This window comes from Luteolibacter ambystomatis (assembly GCF_018137965.1).
Lineage (GTDB): Bacteria > Verrucomicrobiota > Verrucomicrobiia > Verrucomicrobiales > Akkermansiaceae > Luteolibacter > Luteolibacter ambystomatis.
The window spans coordinates 280,629-307,164 of sequence record NZ_CP073100.1 but is presented as its reverse complement, the minus strand read 5'-3'; the positions used below and the strand labels follow the sequence as shown (position 1 = coordinate 307,164).

The following is a 26,536-nucleotide window of genomic DNA, read 5'->3' as shown; positions in this document are numbered from 1 at the left end:
CCGCCGGAAGAACCGCCATCATGCCGGACGTGCGTTTGCTCCCGACCATTCTCCTTTCCGTTCTAGGTAGTGCCGTTTCCCTTGCAAAGGAACCCACGGACGCCGAACTGCTGAAACAGGTCAAAGAACGTTCCGCGTTGGAACGGGCAACGCCGAAGCCTGTGGATATGGCACCCGCCGTGTCCGAGCTCTGCCGCCCGGCGGCCACCACAACGTCACCTCATGACAAAGCCACTTTCCATGTCTTCGCCAATTCTCCCGCCGTCCAGCCCCTGTTCGACCCATGGGGGGCGTTTCCGGAAGGAAGCCTGCTGCTGAAGGAGAAGTTCAACAAGCAGACGGAACGCACCGAATTGTTTACCGGCATGTGGAAACGCGAGTCCGGTTATTTTCCGGAAGCGGGAGATTGGGAGTTTTTCACCGTCAACGCGGATGCCTCCAAAATCGAATCGCGAGGCAAGCTCCCCGCGTGCGCTTCCTGCCACGAAGACATCCAGAAAGGCGACCACGTCTCGAAAAAATACATCATCCCCACCCAGCTCACCGGAGGCCGGATCATGCTGCATTCCAGCACCGCCAAGACCACTGGAGAGAAACTCCACTACGAGGAGATCGAGAAGAAGAACACGCTGGGCTTTTGGACCAACCCCGCGGATTGGGCATCCTGGAGTTTCCAGGTGGATCGTCCCGGCACCTTCGAAATCCATGTCTGGCAGGGCTGCGGCAAGGGTCAGGGCGGCAGTGAAGTCAGCATCACTAGCGAGGGACAAACCTCAACCTTCACCGTGGAAGACACCGGGCATTTCCAGAACTTCAAGGAACGGGTCGTGGGCAAGGTCACCTACAAGGAACCTGGCCCTCGGACCCTGGAGGTCCGGGCGAAAAGCAAAGCCGCCGCCGCGGTAATGGATCTCCGGCAGATTATTTTGGTGCCGGTGACCAAAGAGTAAGCAGGAGCCTTTCGCTCCTTGCAGACGCCATCCGTTCTCTCTCCTATCCAGCCAAGAAGTTCCAGTTGGCTCGGGCGGCCGCCTGAGAATCTTGAGGGCCAACAGCCCTCAAGATGTGCTTTCAGTCAGCGATCTCCGGCATGGAGCATGGCGGGCTCGCATAGCCTTTGAAAACGGACGACTTCTTGGGAAGATCCCTCATCGCATCCATCACCAGTTTCTGGAGCACCGCGCGATGACAACGGCTCTCGTCTTCACAGAAACACCCGAGATGCACCGGGCCTTTTCCCGCCATCGCCACCACCAAATCGATCACGTGACGGGCATCCCCTTTCTTCATCTCCGCCCGGTAACGGCGGCTGAATGTCGCGAACGTCATCCCGCCCCCGAGATAGGCCTTCACCAGCTCCTTGCTCGGAGCGAGCACCGGCAACCAGACATCGCAATACCCCTTCTTCCAGTAATCCTCGCGGCGAATCCCCCGCGGAGGCTGACGGGTCACTCCGAGCGAAATGCCGGGCAATCCAATCGCCTCGCCATAACGATAGGTGGAAATGGTATGCGCCATATCCGCGGATGATAGGCGCGGATCCGGAAGAACAGGAGGACGGACTTTCCTCCGGTTTATACCGGCGATCCAGACATGAAAAAACGCCTTGGGGCGGACCCCAAGGCGTTTTCGCAAAACAGTGGCAAACCGTTCGATCAGCGCGAGTAAAGCTCGACGATGAGCTGCTCGTTGACCTGCGGGTCGATGTCGGAACGCTCGGGCACACGGGCGACGACACCTTCCAGCTTCTCGCGATCGACGGTGATCCAGTCGACGAGCGGGACGGACTGCGTGAGGTCGATCGCACGCAGGGCGGCCTGCTGCGAGGACGGACGCGGACCGACCTTCACCACGTCACCCGGCTTCGTCTGGTAGGACGCGATGTCAACGGTGCGGCCGTTCACAAGGATGTGGCCGTGGTTGACGAGCTGGCGGGCGGCCTGGCGGGTGTTGCCGAAACCAAGGCGGTAGATGACGTTGTCGAGACGGAGTTCCAGAAGCTGGAGAAGAATGGTGCCGGTCACACCACGACGGCGGGCGGCTTCTTCATAGTACTTGCGGAACTGGCCTTCGAGGACGCCGTATTGGAAGCGGAGCTTCTGCTTCTCGCCGAGGGCGACAGCGTATTCGCTCTTCTTCTTGCGGCCGGCGCGGATGCCGTGCTGGCCCGGCGGGAAATTGCGGCGCTCGAGAGATTTGGAAGGACCAAAGAGAGCAACGCCGAAACGGCGGCTGATCTTGGTGCGGGGACCGGTGTAACGTGCCATGATCTTGGAAAGGTAGTAGGATTACACGCGGCGGGCCTTCTTCGGACGGCAGCCGTTGTGCGGGATCGGGGTGACGTCCTTGATCGCGGTGATTTCAAGGCCGAGGCCCTGGACGGCACGGACGGCGGACTCACGGCCGGAACCCGGGCCCTTCACGCGGACCTCGACTTCCTTCAGGCCGTGGCCCATCGCCTGGCGGCAGGCGTCCTGGGAGACGACCTGGGCGGCGTAAGCGGTGCTCTTGCGGGAACCCTTGAAGCCCATCTTGCCGGCGCTCGACCAACCGATCGAGTTGCCGTTCGCGTCGGTCACGCTGACGAGGGTGTTGTTGAAGGTGGCGGTCACGTGGACGATGCCACGGGTGACGTTCTTGGAGCCCTTCGCCTTGTGGATCTTGATTTCCTCCTCACCTCCGCCGATCTCGGCGAAGATGTCGCGCTTCTGCTCCTTCTTGGGAGCTTCGGCAGGAACTTCCGCGGCGGCGGGAGCGGGAGCGGCCACGGGAGTGGCGGCAGCCTCGGGGGCAGGAGCGGCGTCCTGCGTGATTTCTTCGTCAGCCATGATAAAAGGTGCTACGGATTACTTCTTGACGCCCACGGTCTTCTTCTTGCCCTTGCGGGTGCGGGCATTGGTGCGGGTGCGCTGGCCACGAACCGGCAAACCGCGCTTGTGGCGGATGCCACGGTAGCAGTTGATGGAAGTGAGGCGCTTGAGCTGCGTCTGCTTTTCACGGCGGAGGTCACCCTCGATGACAATCCCCTCGGCCTGGATCACCTGGGCGATCTTGACGAGTTGCTCCTCGGTCAGTTGACCGGTGCGAATGTTCGGATCAATGCCGGCGTGATCGAGGATCTTCGCCGCGGTCGGACGGCCGATGCCGAACAAATACGGAAGCGACGCTTCGATGCGCTTCTCGTTGGGAATTTCAATACCTAGGATGCGTGCCATGTTTTGCGGGGATTCGCGTGGCCCAAACCAAGCCCGGAATCAACCGGACGCAGCGCGGGGGCGGGTGATTTAGCAGACCCCACCCCTCTGGCAAGCGGGAAATCGCAAAAAATCCAGATTGCGGGGTGGCGATTCCCATAAAGGGGGCTCCCGACCCGAACCGGTCGAAACCAAGACCGGACGGAAGTTTTCTTCCCTCCCCCGGCTCCAAAATCCAGCCCCGTTCTCGACAAAACCCAGCCGCCGCCTAGCTTTGGCGAAGATTTCGCACCCTGCCCGCCACATGGAATCCACCGTTTTCGATCCCTCCACCCAGCTTCCACCCGACGACGTCGCCGCCATTGATGAGCTTGGCAAAACCTACCAGGCGTTCCGCGAGGAGCTGGGCAAGATCATCATCGGCCAGGAACAGGTTATCGAGCAGCTCGCCATTTCCCTCTTCGCCCGCGGCCACGCCCTGCTGATGGGGGTGCCGGGCCTGGCCAAGACGCTGCTCATTTCCTCCGTCGCCCGCACCTTCCACTTGTCCTTCAACCGCATCCAGTTCACTCCGGACCTGATGCCCGCCGACATCACCGGCACGGACATCATCCAGGAATCCGGAGTCGGCGGCCGCCGCGAGTTCGAGTTCGTGAAGGGTCCTGTCTTCGCCAACATCGTGCTGGCGGATGAAATCAACCGCGCTCCGGCCAAGACCCAGTCCGCAATGCTGGAGGCCATGCAGGAAAACAAGGTGACCGTCCTGGGCCAGACCTACACCCTCCAGCCGCCCTTCTTCGTCCTGGCCACCCAGAACCCGATCGAGCAGGAAGGCACCTACCCGCTGCCGGAAGCCCAGCTCGACCGCTTCATGTTCCTGATTGAGGTCGGCTACCCGACCGCCGATGAAGAGCGCCGCATCGCCCGCGAGACGACGGGCACCCAGCAGGCGGACCTGAACCGGCTGCTCGATGGAGAGAAGGTGATCGCCTTCCAGCAGCTGGTGCGCCGGGTCCCGGTGCCGGAGCATCTCTATGACTACGCGGTCCGCCTCGTCCGCAAGACCCGCCCCGACCAGCCGGAAGCCCCAAACTGGATCAAGGAATGTGTCGGCTGGGGCGCCGGCCCCCGTGCGGTGCAGTATCTTATTCTGGGAGCGAAATCCCGTGCGGCCCTCCGCGGTGCCTACATGGCGTCCTTGGAAGATCTGGAAGCCGTCGCCTCCCCGGTGCTCACCCACCGCGTGATCACCAACTTCGCAGCCGAATCCCAAGGCATGACCTCGAAGAAGATCGTGGAGCGGCTTCTTAAAGACATGCGGAACGAGTGAAATACGACTTTCTAGACAGCGCGATGCTCGCGCGGCTGGGCTCGCTTCCGGTGGAAACCCGGATGCCGATGCTTGGCAACGTGGCGGGCAAGCACCGTTCGCCACACCGGGGATCGTCCGTGGAGTTCGCCGAATACCGGAAATACGTCGCCGGGGACGATACCCGCCGGTTGGATTGGAAGGCGTACGCCCGCTCGGATCGCTACTATATTAAAGAATTCGAGGCGGACACGAACCTGCGGGCCTACTTCGTGGTCGATTGCTCGGGCTCGATGGCGTTCTCAGGCAAGGCGGAGCCAAAGGTCCAGTTCGCACGCCGGATCGCCGCCTCGCTCTCCTACCTGCTGGTGAACCAAGGCGATGCCGCGGGTCTCTCGGTCTGCACGGACAAACTTCATCTGGAAGTGCCGCCGAGCCGCCGCCCCGCCCACCTCGACCGGTTGTTCACCACGCTCGGGGCTTTGGAGCCCTCCGGCGAGACCGGGCTGGTCCCCGCTCTCCACACCATTGCCGAGAAAATCGGGCAGCGCGCGCTCATCGTCATTCTCTCGGATCTCTTCACCGATACGACGCAGCTGGCCGAGGCCCTCCAACACCTCCGCTACCGGAAGCACGATGTCAGCGTCTTCCATCTGATGGACCCGCTGGAAATCGGCTTCGACTTCGACCGTCCGCATCGCTTCGTCGATATGGAGGACGGCACCGCCCTCGTCGCCGAGCCTACCCTGATTGCGGAAGAATACCGTTCCGCCCTGCATGAGTTCCTCAAGAACGTCCGCGAAACCTGCCACGACGCGAACGCCGGGTACCGGTTCGTGATGACGGACATGGAGCTGGAGGGGCTGTTGAGGGACTTCCTGATGGGTCGCTTGAGGAAGAGGAAATGACCTCCATCCACTTCCATCCGTCATTAGAATTCAGCCAATAGTCATTTCCGCCCTTTGTCTTTCCTCCAACAGTCCCTGCTCTGGTTCACGCTCGCCGCGGCGATCCCGGTGATCATCCACCTGCTGAACAAGCGTCGCCACAAGACGATCCGGTGGGCCGCGATGCAATTCCTGCTGAAGGCGACCAAGGAATCGCGCGGAAAAAAGAAGCTGCGGCACATCCTGATTCTCACCTGCCGGGCTCTCGGGCTCGCCATGCTCGCGATTGCCGCGGCACGACCGGTGATGTCCGGCCTGCTGGGTTGGAATGCCGGTCGGGTGGACAATGTCATTCTGATTCTCGACCGTTCCGCGAGCATGGAGCTCCGCCCCGGCGACGGTTTCGATTCACGCCGGGCACAGGTGTTGGAGAAAGTGCGGAACACCTTCAAGGATCTCGGCGGCGCGCGGCTGGTGTTGATCGACAGCGCCAGCGGCCAGCCCCAGGAAGTCCCCTCTCCGGACGTGCTGCCGGATCTCACTGCGGCAGGCCCCAGTGATACGGCTGCCGATCTCCCCGCCCTGGCCACCCGTGCCGCGGAGTTTCTGACGGAGATCCAAGGCCGCTCCGAGGTATGGATCGCCACCGACCTCCAGGCGTCCAACTGGAAGGCTGCCGACGAACGCTGGGCCGCGGTTCGCGCCTCGCTGTCCTCCCTGCCATCGAAACCCTCGATCCGCGTGCTCGGCCTCACCGGCCCCACGGCCGCGAATACCTCCCTGCGGCTCGCATCCGCCCGCCGCATCGCCGATCAACTGGTGCTCGATCTGGAAGTCACCCGCGCGGAAGATGCCCGCGGTTCGGTGAATCTCCCTCTGACGGTGAATCTCAATGGTGCCCGCACCACCGAAACGCTCACCCTCACCGGTCAGGCGCTGAAGTTCCAAAAACGCATTACCCTGCCCTCCGGCAGCACCACCGGCCACGGCTGGCTGTCGATCCCGGCGGATGGTAACCCCCGTGACAATGCCGCGTTCTTTGCCTACGGCCCGGACCGGCCGGCGAAAAGCATCGTGGTGGCAGGCACCACTGAAACGGCAAACTATCTCCAGCTCTCCGCCGCACCTCCGGGTTTCGCCAATCAATCGGTGACACGCGTCGACCCCGCGAAGATCGCCTCGCTGATGCCCGGAGACGCAGCCTGCATTCTTTGGAGTGCGCCGCTACCCACCGGTCCCACAGCGGACATGCTGCAACGCTACCTTTCCGAAGGTGGCCAGGTGGTTTTCTTTCCACCCGCCCAAGCATCGGAATTACAGTTCCTCGAACTCAAATGGAGCCCGCCGCAGGAGGCCGCGACGGGGAAATTTTTCATCCTGAAGGATTGGAACCACGATGACGGTCCGTTGCGCGATGGGGCAGATGGCACCACCATCCCGGCGGAGCGCTTGAAGGCCATCCGCCGCCAAATCCCCACCGGTGATGCCGCCTCTCTGGCGAAATGGGATGACGGCGAAGCCTTTCTGGTGCGGAAGATCGTGGACCGCGGCACGGCATGGTTCGTAGCCTCACAGCCCGATTACACGTGGTCGAACCTCGGCGATGCCGATGTGCTCCTGCCCTTGGTCCAGCGCACGGTGATGGCCGGTGGCGAGCGCTTCGATGCCTCCTATCTCTCCCATGTCGGCAGCGAGGCTTCGAAATTGCAGCCCGGCGAAACCCGCACCCGGCTTGACGACTACGGCACGCCCGATCCCGCCAATGCCTCCTGGGACGCGGGCATCTACAAGCTGGGCGACCGTCTCATCGCATTGAACCGGCCCACCGCGGAAGACGCCCCGGAAATCGTCAGCCATGAAGGCATCGCCGCTTCATTGGATGGCACCGGCTACACGCTTTTCGAGCAGGCGGGCAAAGCCGCGGACACCTCCGCCTCCCGCGGCATGTGGAAGGCCTTCCTCTGCGCGGTGTTGTTCTTCCTGCTTTCCGAGGCGGTGCTGAGTCTACCGAAGAAGAGTTCTCGGCAGCCAACCGCCTCCGGTCGCGCCACCACCAACGCCTGACCTTCGCCATGTCCATCGCCGCCACACCTCAACGAACGTCCCGCCGTTATGTCTGGCTGCACGTTCTGTATGCAGCAATCGGCTGCGGCGTGGTCTCGGTGTTGTTTGCCCAACGGGCCATGCGTTTTCACGAAGGGCAAATACTACGGGGCTCCCACCTCGACCTCGCAAGTCTGATCATACTTCCGCTAATCTTCCTTGGATTGTTCGCCTGCGCGATTCTCCTGCTGTTCGGACTCTATGGAATCATCCGCAGACGGGTGGGTCCGGGTTATCTGTTGATTCTGGCGGCTCCCTTCGTGCTGAAATTCGCTTTGTCACGGATCAAGCTCCCCACATTTGCTGACGGAGTCGCGCATACGCTCCAGGAAAGGACGGTGGAATCCGAACTGGTGGCATTGTCGAAGCGGGTCTGTGTCAACAAGCCGAAATGGACGGACGACCTTCTCAACCCATCCCTTGAGGAAACGGAGGCCGTCTTCCAGATCCTTCGCAAGGATCCAGCCTTGGCACACTTGGATTTCGCCCGATCCGCTCCATATGTGTTGGTGAAAGACTCGACCCTGCTGTTCGAGTGGGGTGGCCCGATCTCCGAGCGTTGGGGAATCGCGATCTCATCGGCGGCGCGTCGTCGACCGGTCATTCCCTCCCACTGTATCGAAACCAAGCAGGTCTATTCCACCGTGTCCGTCTATCTGAATCCCTTCTGATCTCCGCCTCCTTTGCCCTTCACCCTCTCCAACCTTCATTTCTCCCCCACTCCGGTCACGCTTGTGGTCGGAGTGGCGGCATTGCTGGCCGTGATCGTGCTGGCGGTGATGTCGTGGAACCGCAGCCCGCATCCGCGCCGCACCGCCTTCCTGGAAGGACTGCGCGTGCTTGCTACGTTGATCGTCGTACTTTTGCTGTGGAAACCGGAATGGCTCACGATCACCCATCCCACGACCAAGCCGCGGATCGCGATCCTGTGGGACGATTCGAAGTCGATGACCACGCTCGACGCGACGCTGCCGCCCTCGCTTTCCGACAAGGCGGAGATCGTCAGCCGGGCTGAGTGGGTGAAGCGCGCCTTGGACAGCAGCGTCTGGAAATCCCTTGAAGACCACGGTGCGAACGAAGTGCTGCGCCAGCCCTTCGCCACCCCGCCCGCGGATGATCCGGCCGGACTCGCGGGCACGGACATGACCACGCCGCTTGAGAACTTGCTGGAGCAGGAAAACAACCTGCGCGCCGTGGTGATGCTCGGGGACGGCGACTATAACCTCGGCCAGCCACCCGTTGCCGCCGCCCAGAAGCTGCGCCTGCGCGGCATTCCACTGTTCACCCTGCCGGTGGGCAGCCGCACCCGCCTGCCCGATCTCGATCTGTTGGCAGTCACCGCGCCGACCTACGGCATCGTCGGCGAGAACGTGCAGATCCCTTTCACCATCCGTTCCTCCCTCGACCGCGAGATCCGCACGGTGGTGCGCCTGCGCGATGAAACGGGTCACGAGCGCACGAAGAACATCACGCTCGCACCGAATACGGAGACTTACGATTCCATTCTATGGAAGCTGGAGAAGGAAGGCACCTCCACCTTGGAGCTCTCCTTGCCGGTCGCGGAAGGCGAACGGATCGAGGCGAACAACTCGCGCAAGTTCACCATCGCCGGTCGCCCGGAAAAAATCCGCGTGTTGGTGGTGGAAAGCCTGCCGCGCTGGGAATACCGCTATCTGCGCAACGCGCTGTCCCGCGATCCCGGCGTGGAGCTCTCCTGCCTGCTGTTTCATCCGGATTCCGCATTGGGGATGGGTGAAGGCCACGACTATGTGAAGGAGTTCCCCAGCAAGCTCCAGGACCTCGCCAAGTATGATGTCATCTTCCTCGGCGACGTCGGCGTGCAATCCGGCCAGCTCACCAAGGAGCAATGCGAGTTGATCCGTGGACTGGTGGAGAACCAGGCATCCGGTGTGGTCTTCCTTCCCGGTGCGCAGGGCAACCAGTTCACACTGCTCGACACCGCTCTCGGCGACCTGATGCCAGTCACGCTGGATGACACCAAGAAGACCGGGTTCACCGATACCATTCCATCCCCCCTCAACCTGACCTCGGAAGGCCGCGGTTCGCTGCTCACGATGCTGGGAGACACCGAGGAAGAGAACCCGGTGATCTGGCGACGACTGCCGGGCTTCTATTGGCATGCACCCGTGATCAAGGCGAAAGGCGGCACCGAAGTGCTCGCGGTTCACGGAAACCGCCGCGGCAAATTCGGTCCGATCCCTCTGCTGGTTACCAAGACCGCGGGCAATGGCAAGGTGCTCTTCATGGGCATCGACTCCGCCTGGCGATGGCGGCGCGGTGTGGAGGACCTCTACCACTACCGCTTCTGGGGTCAGGTCGCACGCTGGATGTCCTACCAGCGCAACATGGCCGCAGGCCAGCGCGTGCGCTTGTTCTTCACCCCGGAGCGCCCCGCCCCCGGCGATACCGTGACGCTGCATGCGAACGCCTTCGACGCGAACGGCGCACCGCTTCAGAACGGCAATGTCACCGTGGATGTCACCGCTCCCGATGGCAAAGCCCAGCGCCTCGAACTCCAGCCGGACAACAACGCCTGGGGAGCCTTCAGCGGACGCTTCAAGATCGAAACGCCCGGTGCATGGAAGTTGCGCGGTGCGGCAGTGGGCGCGGAAGACAAGCCGGTGGAAACCTCCATCCTCGCCCAAGGCGTGCAGTTGGAAAAAACCGGCCAACCCGCGCGCCCGGAAGTCTTCGAGGAAATGGCGAAGGTCGCACGCGGCCGCATGATCCAGCCCGACCAGATCAATGATCTCATCAAGGAAGTCCGCGCGCTGCCCGAGCCCCGTCCCTTGGAAAACCGCGTGCCACTCGGATCGCACTGGGCCGTGCTCACCCTGCTGATCCTGCTGCTCGCCATCTTCTGGACCGGTCGGAAGTTCAGCGGGGCCTTTTAACCAAGGAGTAGGGACATTCCTTGAGAGTCTCCCAATTTCGAAACGAAACATCCTCGCTCAAACGCTTTCCAAGAAGTCCCTTCCCCATGCCCGAGGAAGATCCATCGCCCAAGCTGGAGCACGACATCTGTATCCACATCTTCACCGTCTCCGCGGCGATGGTGGGCGTGTGCCTGACGGTGATCGGGCTGCTGCGCGTGGTCATTTCCATCCACAAGCAGGACACGATGGCGGATGATTTCCTCGCCGCGGACTCCGTGCTCTTCCTCGTCTCCTGCCTGCTATCCTATTGGGCGCTGCGAACCCGCAGCACCAAGCGCATGTACCGCGTCGAACGCTGCGCGGACATCATCTTCATCGTCGCCATGATCGGGATGGTCGGAATCTGCGGTTTCGTGACATGGGCGATCGCACTGGCGTGACTTCCAATCGGGTTATGGCCACACCAGCTTCACCGCCAGCGCAACCAAACCCAAGCCAAACAACCCATCGATCACCGGCTGGGCCTTTTTATATCCTTCCCGCAATGGCCGCCACTGGAGCAGCAGCGCCCATAGCGCCCACAGCGTCCCGCCTTGGATGGCGATGACTCCCCATAGTGCCTTGGGCCACCACTCCGGGTGCTCACCCCGCAGGAACGGCGCGACCACCGCCGCGAGAAACACCATCACCTTTGGATTCAGCAAATTGCATAACAGCCCCCTGACGTAAGGACTGCCCTTGAGCGCAAGCGCTTCGCCCGCTTTGGCCCCGGAATAGAAAACGATGAAGCATTCCCGCAGCAGCTTGTAGCCCAGCCACAGCAAATACGCCGCGGCCACCCACATCATCGCCTGCCGGAGCGCCGGAGCCTTGTCCAGAACCACGGCCATCCCTCCCACCGAGAGCCCCCCGTAAACGGAAAGCCCGGTCGCGATTCCCAAGGCCGTCGCCACACCAGCCCGGCCGCCCTCCGCGAGGGCCGTCCGGGTCAGCAACAGCATGTCCGGCCCGGGGCTGAACTGGCCGAGCGCCATGATCCCGGCGAAGGCGAGCAATTCGGGAATGGCGGCATCCATGGGCGGGCCGCCAACATCCGGGATGGGCCCGCCGAATCAAGCGCGAAGGGCTGCCCCTTCTTGCGACTGGTTCTCATTTACAGCAGCTTTCGTGGCCGGATTCCGTCATCTGGACTCTTGAATCTGGCACGCGGGCCGCTAGCCTCCCGCGCGCCTAACCTTTTTTCCGGGACACCTTTCCCTGTTTTAGAAATTCCCAACCATGGACACTCTCCGCACCTTCACGACCGGCTCCGGAGCCGAAGGCAAGTTCTACTCCCTGCCCGCACTCGCCGAACAGGGCTTCCCGAAGCTTTCCCGCCTCCCCGTTTCGATCCGGATCGTGCTCGAGTCCGTCCTCCGCTGCGTGGATGGCCGCAAGGTGAGCGTCGAGGACGTCCAGAACCTCGCCAACTACAACGCGAAGGCCCCCGGCGAATACGAAATCCCCTTCACCGTCGCCCGCATCGTGCTCCAGGACTTCACTGGTGTGCCGCTCCTCGTGGACGTGGCCGCCATGCGTGACGCCGCCGTGGCCCGTGGCGCCGCTCCGGAGAAGATCGAGCCGCTGGTGCCCGTCGACCTCGTCGTCGACCACTCCGTGCAGGTGGACTTCGCCGGTTCCCAGGCCTCGCTCGACCGCAACATGGCGATCGAGTTCATCCGCAACCGCGAGCGCTACGAGTTCCTGAAGTGGGGCCAACAGGCTTTCGAAACCTTCTCCGTGGTGCCTCCGGGTATCGGCATCGTGCACCAGGTGAACCTCGAGTTCCTCGCCAAGGGCGTGCTTGAGAAAAACGGCGTCTGGTATCCGGACACCCTCGTCGGCACCGACTCCCACACCACCATGATCAACGGCCTCGGCGTCGTCGGTTGGGGCGTGGGCGGCATCGAGGCGGAAGCCGGCATGCTCGGCCAGCCGGTGACCTTCCTGGTTCCGGAAGTCGTCGGCGTTTACCTCACAGGTGAACTAAAGGAAGGCGTGACCGCCACCGACCTCACGCTCCGCATCACGGAAATGCTCCGCAAGCACGGCGTGGTCGGCAAGTTCGTCGAGTTCTTCGGCCCGGGTGCCGAGGCCCTCTCCCTGCCGGACCGCGGCACCATCGCCAACATGGCCCCGGAGTACGGCGCGACCATGGGCTTCTTCCCCGTCGATGGCGAAACCATCAGCTACCTCCGCGGCACCGGCCGCAGCGAGGAACTCTGCCAGACCGTGGAGGCCTACTACAAGGCGCAGGGCCTGTTCGGCATCCCGCAGAAGGGCGAGTGCGATTACACCGACCTCCTTGAGCTCGATCTCGCCTCCATCGTCCCGGCTGTGGCCGGTCCGAAGCGCCCGCAGGACCGCATCGATGTTCCGGCGCTGCGCGACAAGTTCAACACCCTCTTCACCAAGACTTCGGGCGAAGGCGGCTTCGGCCTCACCGCCGAGCAGCGCGACCGCCGTGTGAAGCTCTCCATGCGTGAAAAGGCCGGCGTGTCCGTGGACTCGCTGCTTTCCACCGATAGCAACCACGAGAAGTTCGAAGGCGGTGCCCGCAATGAAGTGGAGATGGTCGCCAACCGTCCGACTCCGGACGTCGTAGACGAGGACGTCTTCGCCGGTGGCCCGCGCAATCTGGAACTTGCCCACGGCTCGATCCTCATCGCCGCCATCACCTCCTGCACCAACACCAGCAACCCGAGCGTGATGATCGCCGCAGGTCTGGTGGCGAAGAAAGCGAACGCGCTCGGCCTGACCGTCGCCCCCTTCGTGAAGACCTCGCTGGCCCCGGGCTCGCGCGTGGTGACCGAATACTTCGAAGCCACCGGCCTGCAGAAGGAACTCGACCAGCTCGGCTTCCAGACCGTCGGCTACGGCTGCACCACCTGCATCGGCAACTCCGGCCCGCTGCACCCGGCCATCGAGGGCGCGATCAAGGAAGGCGATCTCGTCTGCGCCTCCGTGCTCTCCGGCAACCGCAACTTCGAAGCGCGCGTCCATGGATCCATCAAGGCGAACTTCCTGATGAGCCCGCCGCTCGTCGTCGCCTACGCCCTTGCCGGCCGTGTCGACCTCGATCTCACCACCGAGCCTCTTGGCAATGACAAGTCCGGCAATCCGGTCTTCCTCAAGGATCTGTGGCCGACCCACGCCGAGGTAAAGGAACAGCTCGCCGCCGCCCTCAAGCCCGCCGTCTATCAGAACCTCTACGGCGACCTCGACTCCGCCAACCCGAAGTGGGCGGAAATCTCCGGCACCACCGGCGCGACCTACACCTGGGACCAGGCCTCCACCTACATCCAGTCCCCGCCGTTCTTCGACGGAGGCGCGACCAAGACCGGCGATATCCTCGCCGCCCGTCCGCTGGGCATCTTCGGCGATTCCGTCACCACCGACCACATCTCGCCCGCGGGCTCGATCAAGCCGACCTCACCGGCCGGCAAGTTCCTGCTTGAGAACGGAGTGCCGAAGGCCGAGTTCAACTCCTACGGCGCGCGCCGTGGCAATGACCGCGTGATGACCCGCGGCACCTTCGCCAACGTCCGCATCAAGAACCAGATGATCCCCGGCGTGGAAGGTGGCTACACCCTCTACTTCGGCAGCCGCCCGGTTTCCGAGCCGGACACCAGCATCTCCCTGCCCGCAGGCAAGCCGACCTTCATCTACGATGCCTCCATGGCCTATCAGGAAGACGGCACCAACCTCATCGTCATCGGCGGCGAGGACTACGGCATGGGTAGTAGCCGCGACTGGGCCGCCAAGGGCTCCCGCCTGCTCGGCGTGAAGGCGGTGATCACCAAGTCCTTCGAGCGCATCCACCGTTCCAACCTGATCGGCATGGGCGTACTGCCACTGAACTTCGTCGACAAAGCCGACTACGACCGCGTGAAGGACCTGCAGGACGTCACCTTCGACATCACCGGCCTGTCCGGCGAGCTGAAGCCGATGCAGACCGCCACCCTCGTCGTGCGCCCGGCTGGCGGTGCCTCCTTCGAGATCCCGCTCAAGGTCCGCATCGATACCCCGGCCGAGGTCGACTACTACCTCGCCGGCGGCATCCTGCCCTACGTGCTCGACCAGATCCTGGAAGCCTGATTCCCGGCTCCTGTTTGTTTTCGAAAAAGCCGCTTCCTTCCCGGGAAGCGGCTTTTTTTCCGGCAACAACTGGACCGCGGAATTCATTCCGCTCTCTTCTTCATTCTCTTCGGGAAGCGGAATGAATTCCGCGATCCAGTTATCCACCTTCTTGCCATCCCACCAACCCCGCCATCGTCTTCGTCATGAACCTGCGCGCCGGCGGGATGTGTTGCATCGTCCGGAAGTAAACGTGGCGGATCGGCGTGAGCCATTCGTAGTCGGATTGGAACCACGGTGTCAGCGCGCGGGTCGCGAAGCGATAGTAGGCCAGTGTCAAACGCCGCTCTTGGGTGTAGCGGGCGAGTGCATCGTTCAACGGCAGTTGCTCAAGGCACCGTGCAAGGCACGATGCATCCGCGAGCGCAAGGTTCACCCCCTGTCCGAGCTGCGGACTCATCGCATGCCCGGCATCGCCGAGCACGATCACGCCATCACCATGCCAACGCGACATCCGCACATCGCCATAGCGTGCCGTGAGAATCTGGCTCCAGTCCGTGATCTGTGAGAGCAAAGCCTCCGAGCGCGGACAAAGTGCGAGCACGTTTTCCTTCCACTCCTCCAACGGCTTCGCCCGCCATGCCGCGTCGTCGGCCAGCTTCACGCTCCAGAACAAGCTGACCAGCGGCTCCATGCCGCCGACCTCCCGGCCGGTGGCGAGAAAGCCCGCAAGCTTCCGCGTTCCTTGGACGATCTGATGCAGATCATGCTCCGGAAAGCTGCCACGGTTTTCCCCGATGAACCAATGAGCGCCCCACGCGTAGCCACGGTCGGAGCCTTGCAGGCCAAGCTTGCCGCGCAATGCCGAGCGCGCGCCATCGGCTACGATCAGCAGATCGAAACCGGCTTCCCGACCGCCATCCGCCATCGTGAGCGTCCACTTGTCATCGCATCGTACGACGTCAGCCACTTCCGCCCCCCATCGAACTTCCACGCCCGCCACCTGCAGGGCTTGCAGCAAAAAGTGCAGCAGCACCGGCCGGTGCAATCCGGCTCCGAACATCCCCTCACCCAGTTCCGCATAGCGCAGATCCAGCACGGTCTTTTCCCGCCGGTCCACAACATGCAAACGCTCGACCTTTCCGGCCCGCTCCAGCACGGCTCCACGGATGCCCAGTTCGTCCAGCACGGCCATCCCGGACGGCTGGAGCAGGAATCCCGCCCCCACGGCCCGGCATTCCGGAGCCCGTTCGAAAACGACCACCTCGTGCCCCGCCCGCTCCAGCAATGTCGCCGCCGCTGGCCCCGCCGAGCCACATCCCACCACCGCGATCCTGAGTTTCCGCCGGGCCATTCTGCAGTCCCATGCTGGAGGCTTCGATTCCCGATGCCAATGTGCTTTTCCGGGCTGGAAAACCGGGGAGAATAAAAATTCCAGAAACTTTGAACATCCATGGAGGACGATGGTCTTAATCCATGAAGCCTGTGTTCCCGCACAGGCCTCAAGTAAGGGTGAACAGCACAAGTCAGCCGCATTCCACGGGTGTGGGAAGGCTGATCTTACAAGGCCGCCGGGACAGGGACCCCGGCGGCCTTATTCTTTTCCGGGATCCGGTCCGGCCCCCGTTTCCCCAGCTTCTCTCTGGAAATCCGCGCCGGGTGGTGGATGCTGGCGGGACAAAACCCGCATGGAAAACCTCGCCTCACTGCCGCCGGACCGTCTTTTCGAGCTTTTCGAGAGCGGTGCGATCGACCGCGAGACGCTCCAGACCCTGATGGCGCTTCAGGCCCGGATGTTGATCCGGGAAATGGAGGAGGACCATCTCAACCCGGCCGCCGCCTTCATGGAACACCTGCGGAACCTGCGCATGGCCATCAAGTTCTCCCGCCGTCACGGCCAGAAGCTGATCCGCGACGTCCTCTCCTCCCTCGGCCGCGACACCGATTTTCCGCCCTGCATCTACCTGTGGAACGCCTCCCACCCGGACGTGCCGTTGCATTGCTTTTTCCGCAGCAAGCGGGAACCGGTGTTCCGGATCCTCAAGATGACCACGGATGGCAGCACCATCCATGTGGAGGTGGAATACGGCGTGAAATACCCAAAGGCCATCCATCGGGAAACGATCACGCTCAAGCGCGATGCGGCGTGGAATCTCCGGATCGAGTCCCGTGAGACACTCGCGGTGAAATAGCGGCAGCCGGGGAAATCCGCGCCAGCGCCTCCATCCACTGGCAGACTTTCTCGACAATGAGCCCCGGACCACGACAGTCCGGGGAGTCATTCCTCACGGGGCCTCGCGGGTCACCTTCAAGCGGCCGAAACGACGGGGATCCCCAGGACTAAGATGAAGCCGGATTTCATTGGCAGTCTCGACGATCTCGCCCGGTGTCGGCACGTCCCAATCATCAAGATCGGTCGAAACCTCGGGCAAGTAGTGAAGGGTGGGATCCGCTGCGGCGGTTCCGCCCTTCGGCCAGGTGATCCGGGCGGGATTCTGGGTTGAATCGAGCGCGGGCAGCGTTTCCGGCATGAGAGGAGAAAACCCCAATGCATATTCGATCAGCGCGGGGATGCCATCATGATCGTTGCCATCGTGATTCTCATTCGGAGGAATGCCGAACCCGCCCGCCCAAGCTTCGAAGCCGGGTACGACCGCAGCGCCGAGGACATCAAACTCCTGATAGACCGTTCCGTCGGGCGCGCCACCGTTATTGAAACCATGGTCGAGCAAACGGAAGCGCACGGCATCCACGCCGGTGGCCAAGACGCCATCGTCGGCACTGAGCACCACCCTGGTTGCACCCGCCTCCTGCGTCGAGGCGTTGTTGAACGGGCTGTATTCGAAGGTACCGAGCGAATAGAATCCCTCGTTGCCGACCGGGCTGACCAGCAGCTCGTATTTCTGATTGGCGAGCGCCGCACCGTTCATGTTCCAGCCGGCGAAGGACCTGATACCGGTGATACGGTAACCGTTCGGGGCATTGGTGAGATTGAGGGTGGCGGTGTAGGTGAAAGGCATCTTGGTGCCGGTGCCGAAGGTGCCGGGAAGATAAGTACCCGCCCCGCTGCCAGCGGGGTGACCGGTGCCATTGTTCACCGTATTGCTCTCAAAAAACGGCGTCTTGTCCCAAACGGTGGAAAGCAGGCTGGGACGACCAGCATTGATGAGGTCATCGGCGACGATGTCGGCCGAGTAGCTCGAGGCCGCGGCGAATCCCTGGACCGACGAATTATCGGTCTCCGCGGCGACTTGTGAGCCTTGCAGCGAAATAACACCCACCGAGGGTGGCGTGACCGGGGTACCGAGCACGTCAAATTCGTGGAAGACCGTGCCATCGACCGTCGAGCCGCCCACATCGGCTGAGTTGGAACCGTGGTCCATGACCACGAAGCGCACGGCATCCACACCGGTGGCGATCACCCCGTCATCTGGAGTGAGCGTCATCTTCGACGCGGCGGCTTCCTGGGTGGAGGCGTTGCTGAAAGGGCTGTATTCATAAGTGCCCAGCGACTCGAAGGCCGCACTACCTACCTTCCTGATCCACAATTCATACTTCTGGTTGGCGAGCGCCGCGCCGTTCATGTTCCAGCCGGCGAAGGAGCGGATTTCTGTTATCGTGTAGCCCAGCGTGTTAGTGGTGGTATTCAGATTGGCGGTGTAAGTGAAAGGCATTTTGTTGCCGGTGCCGAAAGTCGCGGGAAGGAAGGTGCCCGCACCGCTGCCAACGGGGTGGCCGGTGCCGTTGTTCACCGTGTTGCTCTCAAAGACCGGAGTCTTGTCCCATGCTGCGGACGCCAAGGTCGGCTGGCCGGCGTTGATCAGGTCGGTCACGGAAATGTCGGCCGCATAGGTCGCGGCGGTCGCGTAGCCGCTGGCCCCGCTGTTGTTGGTCTCCGCAGCGACAGAAACGCCGCTGGCCGTGATCCCATGGTTTACCGGAATCGGGGTGGCAACGCCGATCACCTCCACTTCCTGATAGACCGTGCCATCCGGCGCGCCAGCGTGGTTGTCGAAACCGTGGTCTAGAAACACGAAGCGTACCTGGTCGACACCACTGGCCACGAAACCACCCGGCTTCGTCAGGACAAGGCGGGTGGCTGCCGCCTCGGCGGTGTCCGCATTGCCGAATGGCGTGTAGGTGTAGGTGCCGAGCGAAGTGAAGCCGGAATTGCCAACCACGCTGACAAGGAGTTCGTACTTCTGATTGGCAAGCGAGGAGCCGTTCTGGTTCCAGCCCGTGAAACTGCGGATGGCATTGATGTCGTAGCCTGCGGTACTCGTAGTCGTATCGAGCGTGACGGTGTAAATGAACGGCAGGTGGCCATTGCTGCCGGAGGTGGCGGGCAGCAGAACCCCGGTACCGGTGCCGCTGGACGGATGGCCAAGTCCATCGTTGAGCGCCGCGCTGCCCGGTGAGATGTCGCCAGGCGGTGTTTGATCGATGGCCACCCCGGACAGGGTCGGCCGACCAGCATTGGCAAGATCGGTCGAGCTGATGCCTGCGGCGAAAGTCGCGGCGGTGGTCATACCTGCGGCAGGTGTATTGTCGGTTTCCGCGGAAGCCTTGTCGCCGACAGCGGCCAGGATGCCGGTCCCGGTAGCCGCCGCGCCGTTGACGATTTCCTCGATTTTGTTGAACCACTGCTGGGCCAGACTGGCATTGCCGGCAGCATTGGGGTGGAGGTTGTCCGCCTGCATCAAGGTCGCGTAGTTCGTCTCGATCGGTGTGAACTGGTCGACGAAGTGGACGTCGCGGCCGAGCGCACGCTGGGCTCCGACCACTCCCGGCACCTCGGCATTGAATGTGGAAACCCAAGCAGGCTTGGAGGCATTCGTCCGGTTCGGCGGAATGCTGGCGACCAGCACGGTCGGATTTCCGATCCCCGGTTGGCTGTAAACAGCATTCAAGTAGGCCGTCAACCGTGCTGGTGCATTGGGACGATCGATGTCCGAGTTGATGTCATTGGTGCCAAGCATGATCAGCACCACGTTGGGCTTCACCATCGCCAAGCGGCCGCTGGTCCAGTGAGCCGGCAGGTTTTGGGTCATGCCTACACGACCGGAAGTGTCATTGCCAATAACCGAGCCGGAGATCCCGGAATGGTATTGATAGAGATTTGTCTCGGGGGTCCCTCCGGACGCCGGCAGGCCATCGGTGTTCGCCGCGTAGTGGCCGGTGAACGTAAAGGTGTAGGAGTGAGCGACCAGCAGGTCATACAACGACTTGCGGGGGGAGCCGTTGGCATCACCGTCAGCATTGCTTTGGGTGATGGAGTCGCCGACGAACCAAACCGCACCGAGGTTGTTGGATCCAGGAGCGATGGCAGCGGACAGCCCGAGCGGGAGCAACCCGGCCGCAAAGAAAAACAGGGTTTTGATCACGGGTTTTGGTGGTGAAAAAGTTCAGCGGCGGCGTCCCAGCAGCAAGAGCAGACCGAACCCGCCCAATAGCGTGGTCGTCGGTTCGGGAACGCTCGCCACGCCGATGACATCGATCTCATGAAGCACGGTGCCGTCGACAGTATCCGTGCCGTTCTCAGCCACCGGATTGAATCCATGGTCTAGAAACACAAAGCGGATCTCATCAACGCCCGTGGCAAAGGGAGTGGAGCCGGAACCGGAGTCGTTTTGCAGGGTGACCATGGAGGCCCCCGACTCGAATGCGGTGGTATTGTCAAAAGGCGTGTACTGGAAGGTCCCGAGCGAACTGAAGCTGGCGCTTCCGACGAGACTGATCAGCACCTCGAAGCGCAGATTGGCCAGGCTCGCGCCGTTCTCAACCCAGCCGGCAAATACCCGGACGGTCCGAAGGTCGTAGCCGAAGGTATTGGTTGCGAGGTTGAGGGTCGCCGTCCAGGTCTGCGGCATGTCTTGGTTGGCATTGCCAAAGGTGGCAGGCAGGTAGGTGCCGCTGCCCGAACTGCCCGAAGTCGGGTGGCCGAGTCCGTCATTGACGGTGTTGCTCTGGAAAAATGGCGCCTTGGGGGCGAGCCAGCCCGAACTCGACAACGTCGGCTGACCGGCGTTGACGAGGTCATTGTTGACCACCTGGCCCGAGTAGGTCCCGGCCACGGGCACCCCCGCAGCGACGGTGGCCGTGTCGGCACCATTACTCACACTGCCGGTGATCACGAGCGCCCCGCGGGCTGAAAGGGTCAGAAGAAGGGCCAAGCCGACGAGGCATGGCAGACGACTATTGGAAGGGAGCATCAATTTAAGATAGGAGCAACGTTCACATCAACAGCAGCCCGACTCCTCGATAGAGGCCGGGCCGTCGATCAATTCCAAATGCCCCGGGTGGGTGATTCGTGTACACCAGAATCAAAATTTCCCTTTATTCCTGCGTCCCATGGACAAACGCCCGGGCCATTGCCTCCAAATCCCTCACATCGCGGCGTGTGTGATGTACACGTTTTCCCACTTGCTGGCATCGGTAGATAACACCAGCGAGCAAGCGAACGATCTACATGAGATTCCGAAAGTCAGACGAGTTCGATCCCCCGAGCGAGTTCATCCGCGAGATCACAATGGCGCAGCCAGCGATCGCCGCTTACGTGCGGGCTTTGCTGCCAGGGTATCCTGACTACATGGATATTCTCCAGGAAGTGAACATCACTCTATGGCAAAAGCGCGGCAACTTCCGCGATGGCACTCATTTCAAGGCGTGGGCATTTCAAGTCGCCCGCTTTCACGTGATGCACGTCCGCCGGAAACTGGCAGTCGACAACAAGCGCCGGATGTTTTCCGAAGAATTCACCGAATGGCTGGCGGAAGCCGCAAACCATGTCGACGAGTCGCTCGATCAAAAATTGACAACGCTGCAAGACTGTCTCGGCCAGCTTCGTCCAAAAGACCGCGAACTGCTCAGCATTCGCTACAGCCGCAGGGGTTCGATTGAGAACTACGCACGCCAGCACCAACGGAACGCGGGCACGGTGCGCGCTACCTTGCGCCGCCTCCGCGAGATCCTGCTACGGTGCGTGCAGGACAAACTCCCACCCCACGATCATCCGGCATGACCCAGGGCGGCTGAACCCACGACATGGACCCTCCTTCCCAAGACGATCCGGACCTTGGCGATCTTATCGCCAGGATGTTTGACAACGAGGTGAGCGCCGAGGAGATCGCGTGGCTGGAGCGCCGCTTGCGCGAAGATCCGCAGGCCAGAGATCTCTATCTCCGGCATGCATGGCTGGAAACGGCACTGGACTCCGCCCACGCGGCACCCTTGGCCCGACCACTGGCCCGACCACTGGCCCGACGACCATCCCCGCCCTTGCGACGACAAATCCCACCCAAGCGACGACAGTCCCGGTCACTGCGTCGGCCGGTATTGTGGTCGCTGGGCATCGCAGTCGCCGCAGCCGTGGTTTTGATGCTTTTCCCAACCGTTGGTTCCAGCAACGTTCGCCTCGCCGTCTGCTCTGGTTCCATATGGTCCATTGGCGGCGTGCCTCATCCGGCGTCGGACATTCTGCCGTTCGGCCAACCTTTCGAGCTGAAGGAAGGGGCCGGAGAACTGTTGCTGCCCGATGATGTGAAGGCTATCGTGGAGGCACCCGCTCGCCTGCGGGTCATTGATCGCCATACCGTGTCGCTCGAGCATGGACGCGCTTGGTTCCATGTCGGACCGAAAGGACACGGTTTCAAGGTGACGACTCCCTACCAGCAAATCGTCGATCTTGGCACGGAGTTCGGAGTCGTGCTTCGTCCGGATCACCCCGAAGTCGAATTGCACGTCTTCCAAGGCGAGGTGGCAGTCCAGGATCCGGCCAAGGACGGAAATTCGGGTAAGCGACGAGGCCTCGGGGCCGTGTTGCTCGACGGCACCAGGATGATCCGCACGCTCACGAGCGATCCTGATTCGTTTCTCCGTGAATTGCCGGTGCAGGTGGACACGATTTTCGCCGAGGATTTCGAACGGGGTGTGGCCGATGGGAGCCTGCAATCAGGCGGTATCTCGGGCTGGAGGCCTGAAGCCCGCTCGGGAACTTACAATCCCAAGGGCGACGGAGATTGGTATTCCAATCCGAACATGGACGATTCCGGACCCACCGGTGGCATCGCTGCCGGCATGCGGGGACCATCACTCGGTTTCCTCTACACCGGCAGTCCCGGCCCACGGATTCGCCACTCTCTGGGAGCGATCGCACCCGACAGCACTTACGCGGTGAGCTTGGTGATCGGGACCCGGACTGGAACCCGGGCCCGGGCGAATCAGCCGGTGGAAATTTTCAGCGGCTACACCATCCGCCTGATTTCCGGGAACTCCGTTCTCGCTGAAATCAAGAGCGCCACCTCTCCAGGACCGCTCAATTCGTTAATACCAGTGGGTTTTTCCTGGAACTCTGCCAAGCTCCCGCCGGGCGTCCACCAGGGCCAACCACTCGAGCTCGAAATTGCGCCGGATCACGTTACGGCCGGTCAACTTCACTATCTGGACTTCGACGACCTCAAGGTCACACGCATCCTCCATCGGAACAATTGACGGCCGGGGACCTGCTTCAGATGTCACCGATCCATCCGGCCGGTGAAGAAACGCTCCCCCACTGCCGGGATTCGATGGCCTATTGAAAAAATCAGGAGGGTCCTTCATCCTCCTACGTGGAGGATGGTGGAGCATAGGAGATTCGAACTCCTGACCTCTTCATTGCGAACGAAGCGCTCTACCAACTGAGCTAATGCCCCCTTGCGGTGACGCGCCAGTGGGTGCCATCCCGGGGGCCGCAAGGCAAGACGAATTTCCATCACATTTCCTAGGGATTTCCGTCCCGGAGCCCAATCTGGCTTTGCAAAAACGAGGACCTTGCCCGTAAATCGCGCATGCGTTTCCCGCGTCAGTTTTCCCTTTTTGCCCTGCTGGTTCTTCCCTTCCTTCTTCCAAGCTGCGGCAACCGTGGCGACACCGCTTCCCACCCGGGAAGCCCCACCGGTCCCTTTGACAGCCGCGGCAACTACCGCGAGGAATGGGCGGACAAGCCCTCGATGTGGGGGCGCTCGAAGCCTTCTTCGCCGGCGGTTTCCGACGCCGACACACCGACCATCGCCGCCAACGAGCAACCGCCGGACAGCGCCGTACCGCTCGTGGCGGGCAGCTCCGCATCGGCGGGCAGCTACAACAAGCCGTCCTCAAGACCGAGCCGCAACGAAGTCGAGGTATCCAGCCGCGCGAAGGCCCGCGAGCGCGAAGCCCTCGCGGCCAAGTCGAAGTCGAAGAACTCGTCCTCCGGCAGCCGGACCACCGCCTCGACCACCAAGAGCAAATCGAAGACGCCGGAGAAATCCACCGCCTCCAGCTCGAAGACCAAGAGCAAGACCACGGCCTCGTCTTCCAAGACGACCAAGGGCAAGGAAACCGCCTCCACGTCGAAATCCAAAAGCTCGACCAGTTCCACGAAGCCGAAGGCCGCCTCCAGCCGCTACACGGTGAAGAAGGGCGATTCGCTTTCATCCATCGCCTCCCGGAACAAGACCTCCGTCTCCGCGCTTCAGAAAGCCAACGGCATCAAGGGCACGACCATCCAGCCCGGCAAGACCCTGACCATTCCGAAGTAAGCTCGGGCAGGCTCCCATTTGCTCCAAGACAAGTACGGAGAGCACCAAACCGGCTACGGCCTGCTGTCACTCACGGGACCAAAGCGCAACTGCCCGCTGGGCAGGCTTCGGCATTCCCACAGCCTTTCAGGCGGTTTCCACCGCCAGCTTCGTCTTCCGCCATTGCCGCCAGGCATGCACGAAGAAAGCTGCGGCAAAAGCGAACATGAAGAGCGAGAGGAATTGCCCCTTGGTGATCGGGCCGAACATCGCCGCATCCGGCTCCCGGAAATTTTCCCCTATAATCCGGAACAACGCGTAGAACGCGAAAAACAATCCGGTGAGCAGGCCGTTCGGAGCCTTCGGGAACTTCACCCGCACGAACCACAGGATCGAGAACAGGGCCACGCCTTCCAACCCGGCTTCATACAACTGGGATGGATGCCGCGGCTGCAAGAATGGCTCCAGGATCGTCCGCACTTCCGGCAACTGGCGGTTCGCCTCCAGGATGGCTTGGAATACCGATTCACGCGTTCCTTCCATTCCGGCCTGAGCCACCGCCGGAACCTTGGCCGCCACCGCCTCGAACGCCCCATCGAAAACAGTGTATTCGGGCGCATGCCTGTCATTCAGCGCCAGCGGGAACTTCATGGCCCACGGGACAGCCCCCTCGGCCACGTGCCGCCCGTATAGCTCGCCATTCACGAAGTTCGCCAACCGGCCGAAAAACAAACCCACCGGCGCCACCACGCACAGCCCGTCTCCCAACGCCGTCCACGCCACCTTCTTTTTCTTCGCGTAGAACCAGGTGAAAATGATCAATCCAATGATCCCGCCATGGCTGGCCATACCCCCCTCCCATACCCGCAGGATACTCAGAGGATCATGGAAGACCTCCGCACGCCTCTCTGAGGACTCCAGGATCTGATAAAACAGCACATAACCCAGGCGACCACCGATGAAGACTCCGAGCAGCGCCGCCGCCGCGATGAAATCCCCCGCTTCTTCCGGCTTGAGCACCCACAAACCTCTTTTCGCGAGATGCTTGAGCAGCAGGAACCCGGCTGCGAAACCTCCGAGGTAGGCAAGGCCATACCAGCGCAGCGCGAAGCTGCCGATCTGAAGTGCAACAGGGTCGAAATGGTGGACGTAGGTGGCGAACACGCCCGCAGCACACACGATCCCCGCCCGGCCCGCAAGCGGCGAACCCGTTTCCATTCCACGCTTTTCCCATTGGGAATCCGCCCCACCCGCACTAGCTTGTCCCCATGCCGACGAAGCAGGAAATCCTCGACCTCCATTTCATGGACGCCCGCTACAAGCTCATCGATCTCGCGGCCTTCCTGGACCGCGTGGACCGCCACTCCGGCGAGGGGGATTTCCGGTTCGACGCGCTGAAGGCCGCCCTACCCCTGCTGCTTTCCGAGCAGCAGGGACGCGCCAAGGCGGTGCTCGATGCGCTTTCCGATCCGTCCATCGAACCGATCGAAAAAGCCACCACCCAGGGAGCTTCCGGAGCTCCCCGTCCTGCCGGCGTACCGCTCTGAATCCGATCTCATATTTCAAATTTCAAATCCTCTTCTTCCCTCTCCGATCAATCTTCCATGAAATACATTGAGCCACACGGTCACATGGTCAGCCGCACGACGGACGACTATGAGAAGCTCGCCCTTGCAGGCTGCGAGGCCATCTGCGAACCCGCGTTCTGGGCGGGTTTCGACCGTTCTTCTCCAGCCGGCTTCTATGACTACTACCGCCAGCTGACCGACTATGAGCCGAAGCGTGCCGCCAAGTACGGCATCCCTCATTTCTGCTGGCTGTGTATCAATCCAAAGGAAGCGGAAGACGCGGGCTTCGCGCGCGAGGTGATGGCCATCATCCCCGAGTTCCTCGACAAGCCAACGGTGCTGGGCATCGGTGAGATTGGTCTGAATAAGAACAGCCGCAGCGAACTCGCCATCTTTGAAGAGCACGTGCAGCTCGCGCTTGATCGCGACCTGCCCATTCTCATCCACACGCCTCATCTTGAGGACAAGCGCAAAGGCACCCGCTTGATTCTGGATTCACTCGCCTCCTTCTCAAAGCTCAATCGAGACAGCGTGATCATCGACCACGTCGAGGAACACACCGTCGGCATGGTGCTCGATGGCGGCTACTGGGCGGGCATGACCTTGTATCCGGAAAGCAAGTGCTCCCCAAACCGCGCGATCGACATGCTGGAGATGTATCACATGGAACGACTGTGGCTGAACAGCGCCTGCGATTGGGGCGTCTCCGATCCCCTCGCCGTAGTGAAGTGCGGGCTGGAGATGAAGAAGCGTAAATACTCCGCGGAGGCCATCGAGCGCGTGCTCTATGACAATCCGAAGAAGTTCCTCAGCCAGTCTCCGCGGTTTGTGATCTGATCGGGAAATCCCGCGCGCTTGGATTCCACCCGTGGCCGCAAGCATATGGTCTGATGGTCTTCCAAACCGTGGTCCGCCCCGATCGCATA

23 protein-coding genes and 1 tRNA gene are annotated in these 26,536 nt (G+C 62.0%); 14 read left to right on the top strand and 10 right to left on the bottom strand.

Annotated elements, in window-relative coordinates; translation table 11 throughout:
* The first annotated feature begins 167 nt into the window (after positions 1 to 167).
* Positions 168 to 950 (top strand): DUF5077 domain-containing protein, encoded by a 783-nt coding sequence (locus KBB96_RS01235; protein WP_211631669.1) that lies wholly within the window; start codon positions 168 to 170, stop codon positions 948 to 950.
* Positions 951 to 1,071: 121 nt separating this feature from the next.
* Here KBB96_RS01235 and KBB96_RS01230 read toward each other — a convergent pair whose 3' ends face one another.
* The 4 genes from KBB96_RS01230 to rpsM form a co-directional block, all read right to left on the bottom strand.
* A complete protein-coding gene (locus KBB96_RS01230; RefSeq protein ID WP_211631668.1) occupies positions 1,072 to 1,518 on the bottom strand; it encodes a DUF488 domain-containing protein in 447 nt (148 codons plus the stop codon).
* A gap of 137 nt (positions 1,519 to 1,655) precedes the next feature.
* The gene (gene rpsD / locus KBB96_RS01225; RefSeq protein ID WP_211631667.1) at positions 1,656 to 2,267 is read right to left on the bottom strand and encodes a 30S ribosomal protein S4; all 612 of its coding nucleotides are present in this window, start codon (positions 2,265 to 2,267) and stop codon (positions 1,656 to 1,658) included.
* Between the two features lie 21 nt (positions 2,268 to 2,288).
* Positions 2,289 to 2,828, bottom strand: coding sequence for a 30S ribosomal protein S11 (gene rpsK / locus KBB96_RS01220; RefSeq protein ID WP_211631666.1), 540 nt, complete (start codon positions 2,826 to 2,828; stop codon positions 2,289 to 2,291).
* An 18-nt stretch (positions 2,829 to 2,846) separates the two neighbouring features.
* On the bottom strand, positions 2,847 to 3,215 hold the full coding sequence (rpsM, locus tag KBB96_RS01215) for a 30S ribosomal protein S13 (protein ID WP_211631665.1): 369 nt from the start codon (positions 3,213 to 3,215) through the stop codon (positions 2,847 to 2,849).
* A gap of 283 nt (positions 3,216 to 3,498) precedes the next feature.
* On the opposite strand from rpsM, the gene KBB96_RS01210 reads away from it, so the two are divergent.
* The 6 genes from KBB96_RS01210 (at position 3,499) to KBB96_RS01185 (ending at position 10,830) form a co-directional block, all read left to right on the top strand.
* On the top strand, positions 3,499 to 4,524 hold the full coding sequence (locus tag KBB96_RS01210; protein ID WP_211631664.1) for an AAA family ATPase: 1,026 nt from the start codon (positions 3,499 to 3,501) through the stop codon (positions 4,522 to 4,524).
* Complete coding sequence (locus KBB96_RS01205) at positions 4,521 to 5,411, top strand: DUF58 domain-containing protein (protein ID WP_226373614.1); 891 nt, start codon at positions 4,521 to 4,523, stop codon at positions 5,409 to 5,411. Before KBB96_RS01210 ends, KBB96_RS01205 begins: the two co-directional genes overlap by 4 nt.
* 54 nt (positions 5,412 to 5,465) lie before the next feature.
* The gene (locus KBB96_RS01200) at positions 5,466 to 7,454 is read left to right on the top strand and encodes a vWA domain-containing protein (protein ID WP_211631663.1); all 1,989 of its coding nucleotides are present in this window, start codon (positions 5,466 to 5,468) and stop codon (positions 7,452 to 7,454) included.
* 8 nt (positions 7,455 to 7,462) lie between these two features.
* The gene (locus KBB96_RS01195; RefSeq protein ID WP_211631662.1) at positions 7,463 to 8,164 is read left to right on the top strand and encodes a hypothetical protein; all 702 of its coding nucleotides are present in this window, start codon (positions 7,463 to 7,465) and stop codon (positions 8,162 to 8,164) included.
* Positions 8,165 to 8,176: 12 nt separating this feature from the next.
* Entirely contained in the window at positions 8,177 to 10,408 is a 2,232-nt protein-coding gene (locus tag KBB96_RS01190) for a hypothetical protein (RefSeq protein ID WP_211631661.1), read from the top strand.
* A gap of 86 nt (positions 10,409 to 10,494) precedes the next feature.
* Entirely contained in the window at positions 10,495 to 10,830 is a 336-nt protein-coding gene (locus tag KBB96_RS01185; protein WP_211631660.1) for a hypothetical protein, read from the top strand.
* A gap of 12 nt (positions 10,831 to 10,842) precedes the next feature.
* Here KBB96_RS01185 and KBB96_RS01180 read toward each other — a convergent pair whose 3' ends face one another.
* Complete coding sequence (locus KBB96_RS01180; RefSeq protein ID WP_211631659.1) at positions 10,843 to 11,466, bottom strand: LysE family translocator; 624 nt, start codon at positions 11,464 to 11,466, stop codon at positions 10,843 to 10,845.
* Between the two features lie 202 nt (positions 11,467 to 11,668).
* Between KBB96_RS01180 and acnA the strand changes: the two genes are divergently transcribed.
* Positions 11,669 to 14,527 (top strand): aconitate hydratase, encoded by a 2,859-nt coding sequence (acnA, locus tag KBB96_RS01175; RefSeq protein ID WP_211631658.1) that lies wholly within the window; start codon positions 11,669 to 11,671, stop codon positions 14,525 to 14,527.
* Between the two features lie 139 nt (positions 14,528 to 14,666).
* On the opposite strand, the gene KBB96_RS01170 is transcribed toward acnA, so the two are convergent.
* On the bottom strand, positions 14,667 to 15,860 hold the full coding sequence (locus tag KBB96_RS01170; RefSeq protein WP_211631657.1) for an FAD-dependent oxidoreductase: 1,194 nt from the start codon (positions 15,858 to 15,860) through the stop codon (positions 14,667 to 14,669).
* A 334-nt stretch (positions 15,861 to 16,194) separates the two neighbouring features.
* Here KBB96_RS01170 and KBB96_RS01165 point away from each other — a divergent pair, with 334 nt between their 5' ends.
* On the top strand, positions 16,195 to 16,698 hold the full coding sequence (locus KBB96_RS01165) for a hypothetical protein (protein ID WP_211631656.1): 504 nt from the start codon (positions 16,195 to 16,197) through the stop codon (positions 16,696 to 16,698).
* Between the two features lie 93 nt (positions 16,699 to 16,791).
* Here the strand turns inward: KBB96_RS01165 and KBB96_RS01160 are convergent, their stop codons facing one another.
* Both KBB96_RS01160 and KBB96_RS01155 read right to left on the bottom strand, forming a co-directional pair.
* Positions 16,792 to 19,890 carry a GDSL-type esterase/lipase family protein gene (locus KBB96_RS01160; RefSeq protein WP_211631655.1) on the bottom strand — a complete coding sequence of 1,033 codons (3,099 nt, stop codon included), beginning with the start codon at positions 19,888 to 19,890 and terminating at the stop codon, positions 16,792 to 16,794.
* A gap of 21 nt (positions 19,891 to 19,911) precedes the next feature.
* Entirely contained in the window at positions 19,912 to 20,718 is an 807-nt protein-coding gene (locus tag KBB96_RS01155) for a PEP-CTERM sorting domain-containing protein (RefSeq protein WP_211631654.1), read from the bottom strand.
* 257 nt (positions 20,719 to 20,975) lie between these two features.
* On the opposite strand from KBB96_RS01155, the gene KBB96_RS01150 reads away from it, so the two are divergent.
* A complete protein-coding gene (locus KBB96_RS01150) occupies positions 20,976 to 21,527 on the top strand; it encodes a sigma-70 family RNA polymerase sigma factor (RefSeq protein WP_211631653.1) in 552 nt (183 codons plus the stop codon).
* Between the two features lie 23 nt (positions 21,528 to 21,550).
* Complete coding sequence (locus KBB96_RS01145; protein WP_211631652.1) at positions 21,551 to 22,996, top strand: FecR family protein; 1,446 nt, start codon at positions 21,551 to 21,553, stop codon at positions 22,994 to 22,996.
* Between the two features lie 124 nt (positions 22,997 to 23,120).
* Here KBB96_RS01145 and KBB96_RS01140 read toward each other — a convergent pair.
* Positions 23,121 to 23,196, bottom strand: a tRNA-Ala gene (locus KBB96_RS01140).
* A gap of 135 nt (positions 23,197 to 23,331) precedes the next feature.
* On the opposite strand from KBB96_RS01140, the gene KBB96_RS01135 reads away from it, so the two are divergent.
* Entirely contained in the window at positions 23,332 to 24,063 is a 732-nt protein-coding gene (locus tag KBB96_RS01135) for a LysM peptidoglycan-binding domain-containing protein (RefSeq protein WP_211631651.1), read from the top strand.
* Positions 24,064 to 24,189: 126 nt separating this feature from the next.
* Here KBB96_RS01135 and lgt read toward each other — a convergent pair whose 3' ends face one another.
* Positions 24,190 to 25,260 (bottom strand): prolipoprotein diacylglyceryl transferase, encoded by a 1,071-nt coding sequence (gene lgt, locus KBB96_RS01130; RefSeq protein ID WP_211631650.1) that lies wholly within the window; start codon positions 25,258 to 25,260, stop codon positions 24,190 to 24,192.
* Positions 25,261 to 25,310: 50 nt separating this feature from the next.
* On the opposite strand from lgt, the gene KBB96_RS01125 reads away from it, so the two are divergent.
* The gene (locus tag KBB96_RS01125) at positions 25,311 to 25,589 is read left to right on the top strand and encodes a hypothetical protein (protein WP_211631649.1); all 279 of its coding nucleotides are present in this window, start codon (positions 25,311 to 25,313) and stop codon (positions 25,587 to 25,589) included.
* A 57-nt stretch (positions 25,590 to 25,646) separates the two neighbouring features.
* Positions 25,647 to 26,447 (top strand): TatD family hydrolase, encoded by an 801-nt coding sequence (locus KBB96_RS01120; RefSeq protein ID WP_211631648.1) that lies wholly within the window; start codon positions 25,647 to 25,649, stop codon positions 26,445 to 26,447.
* The last annotated feature ends 89 nt before the right edge of the window (positions 26,448 to 26,536 follow it).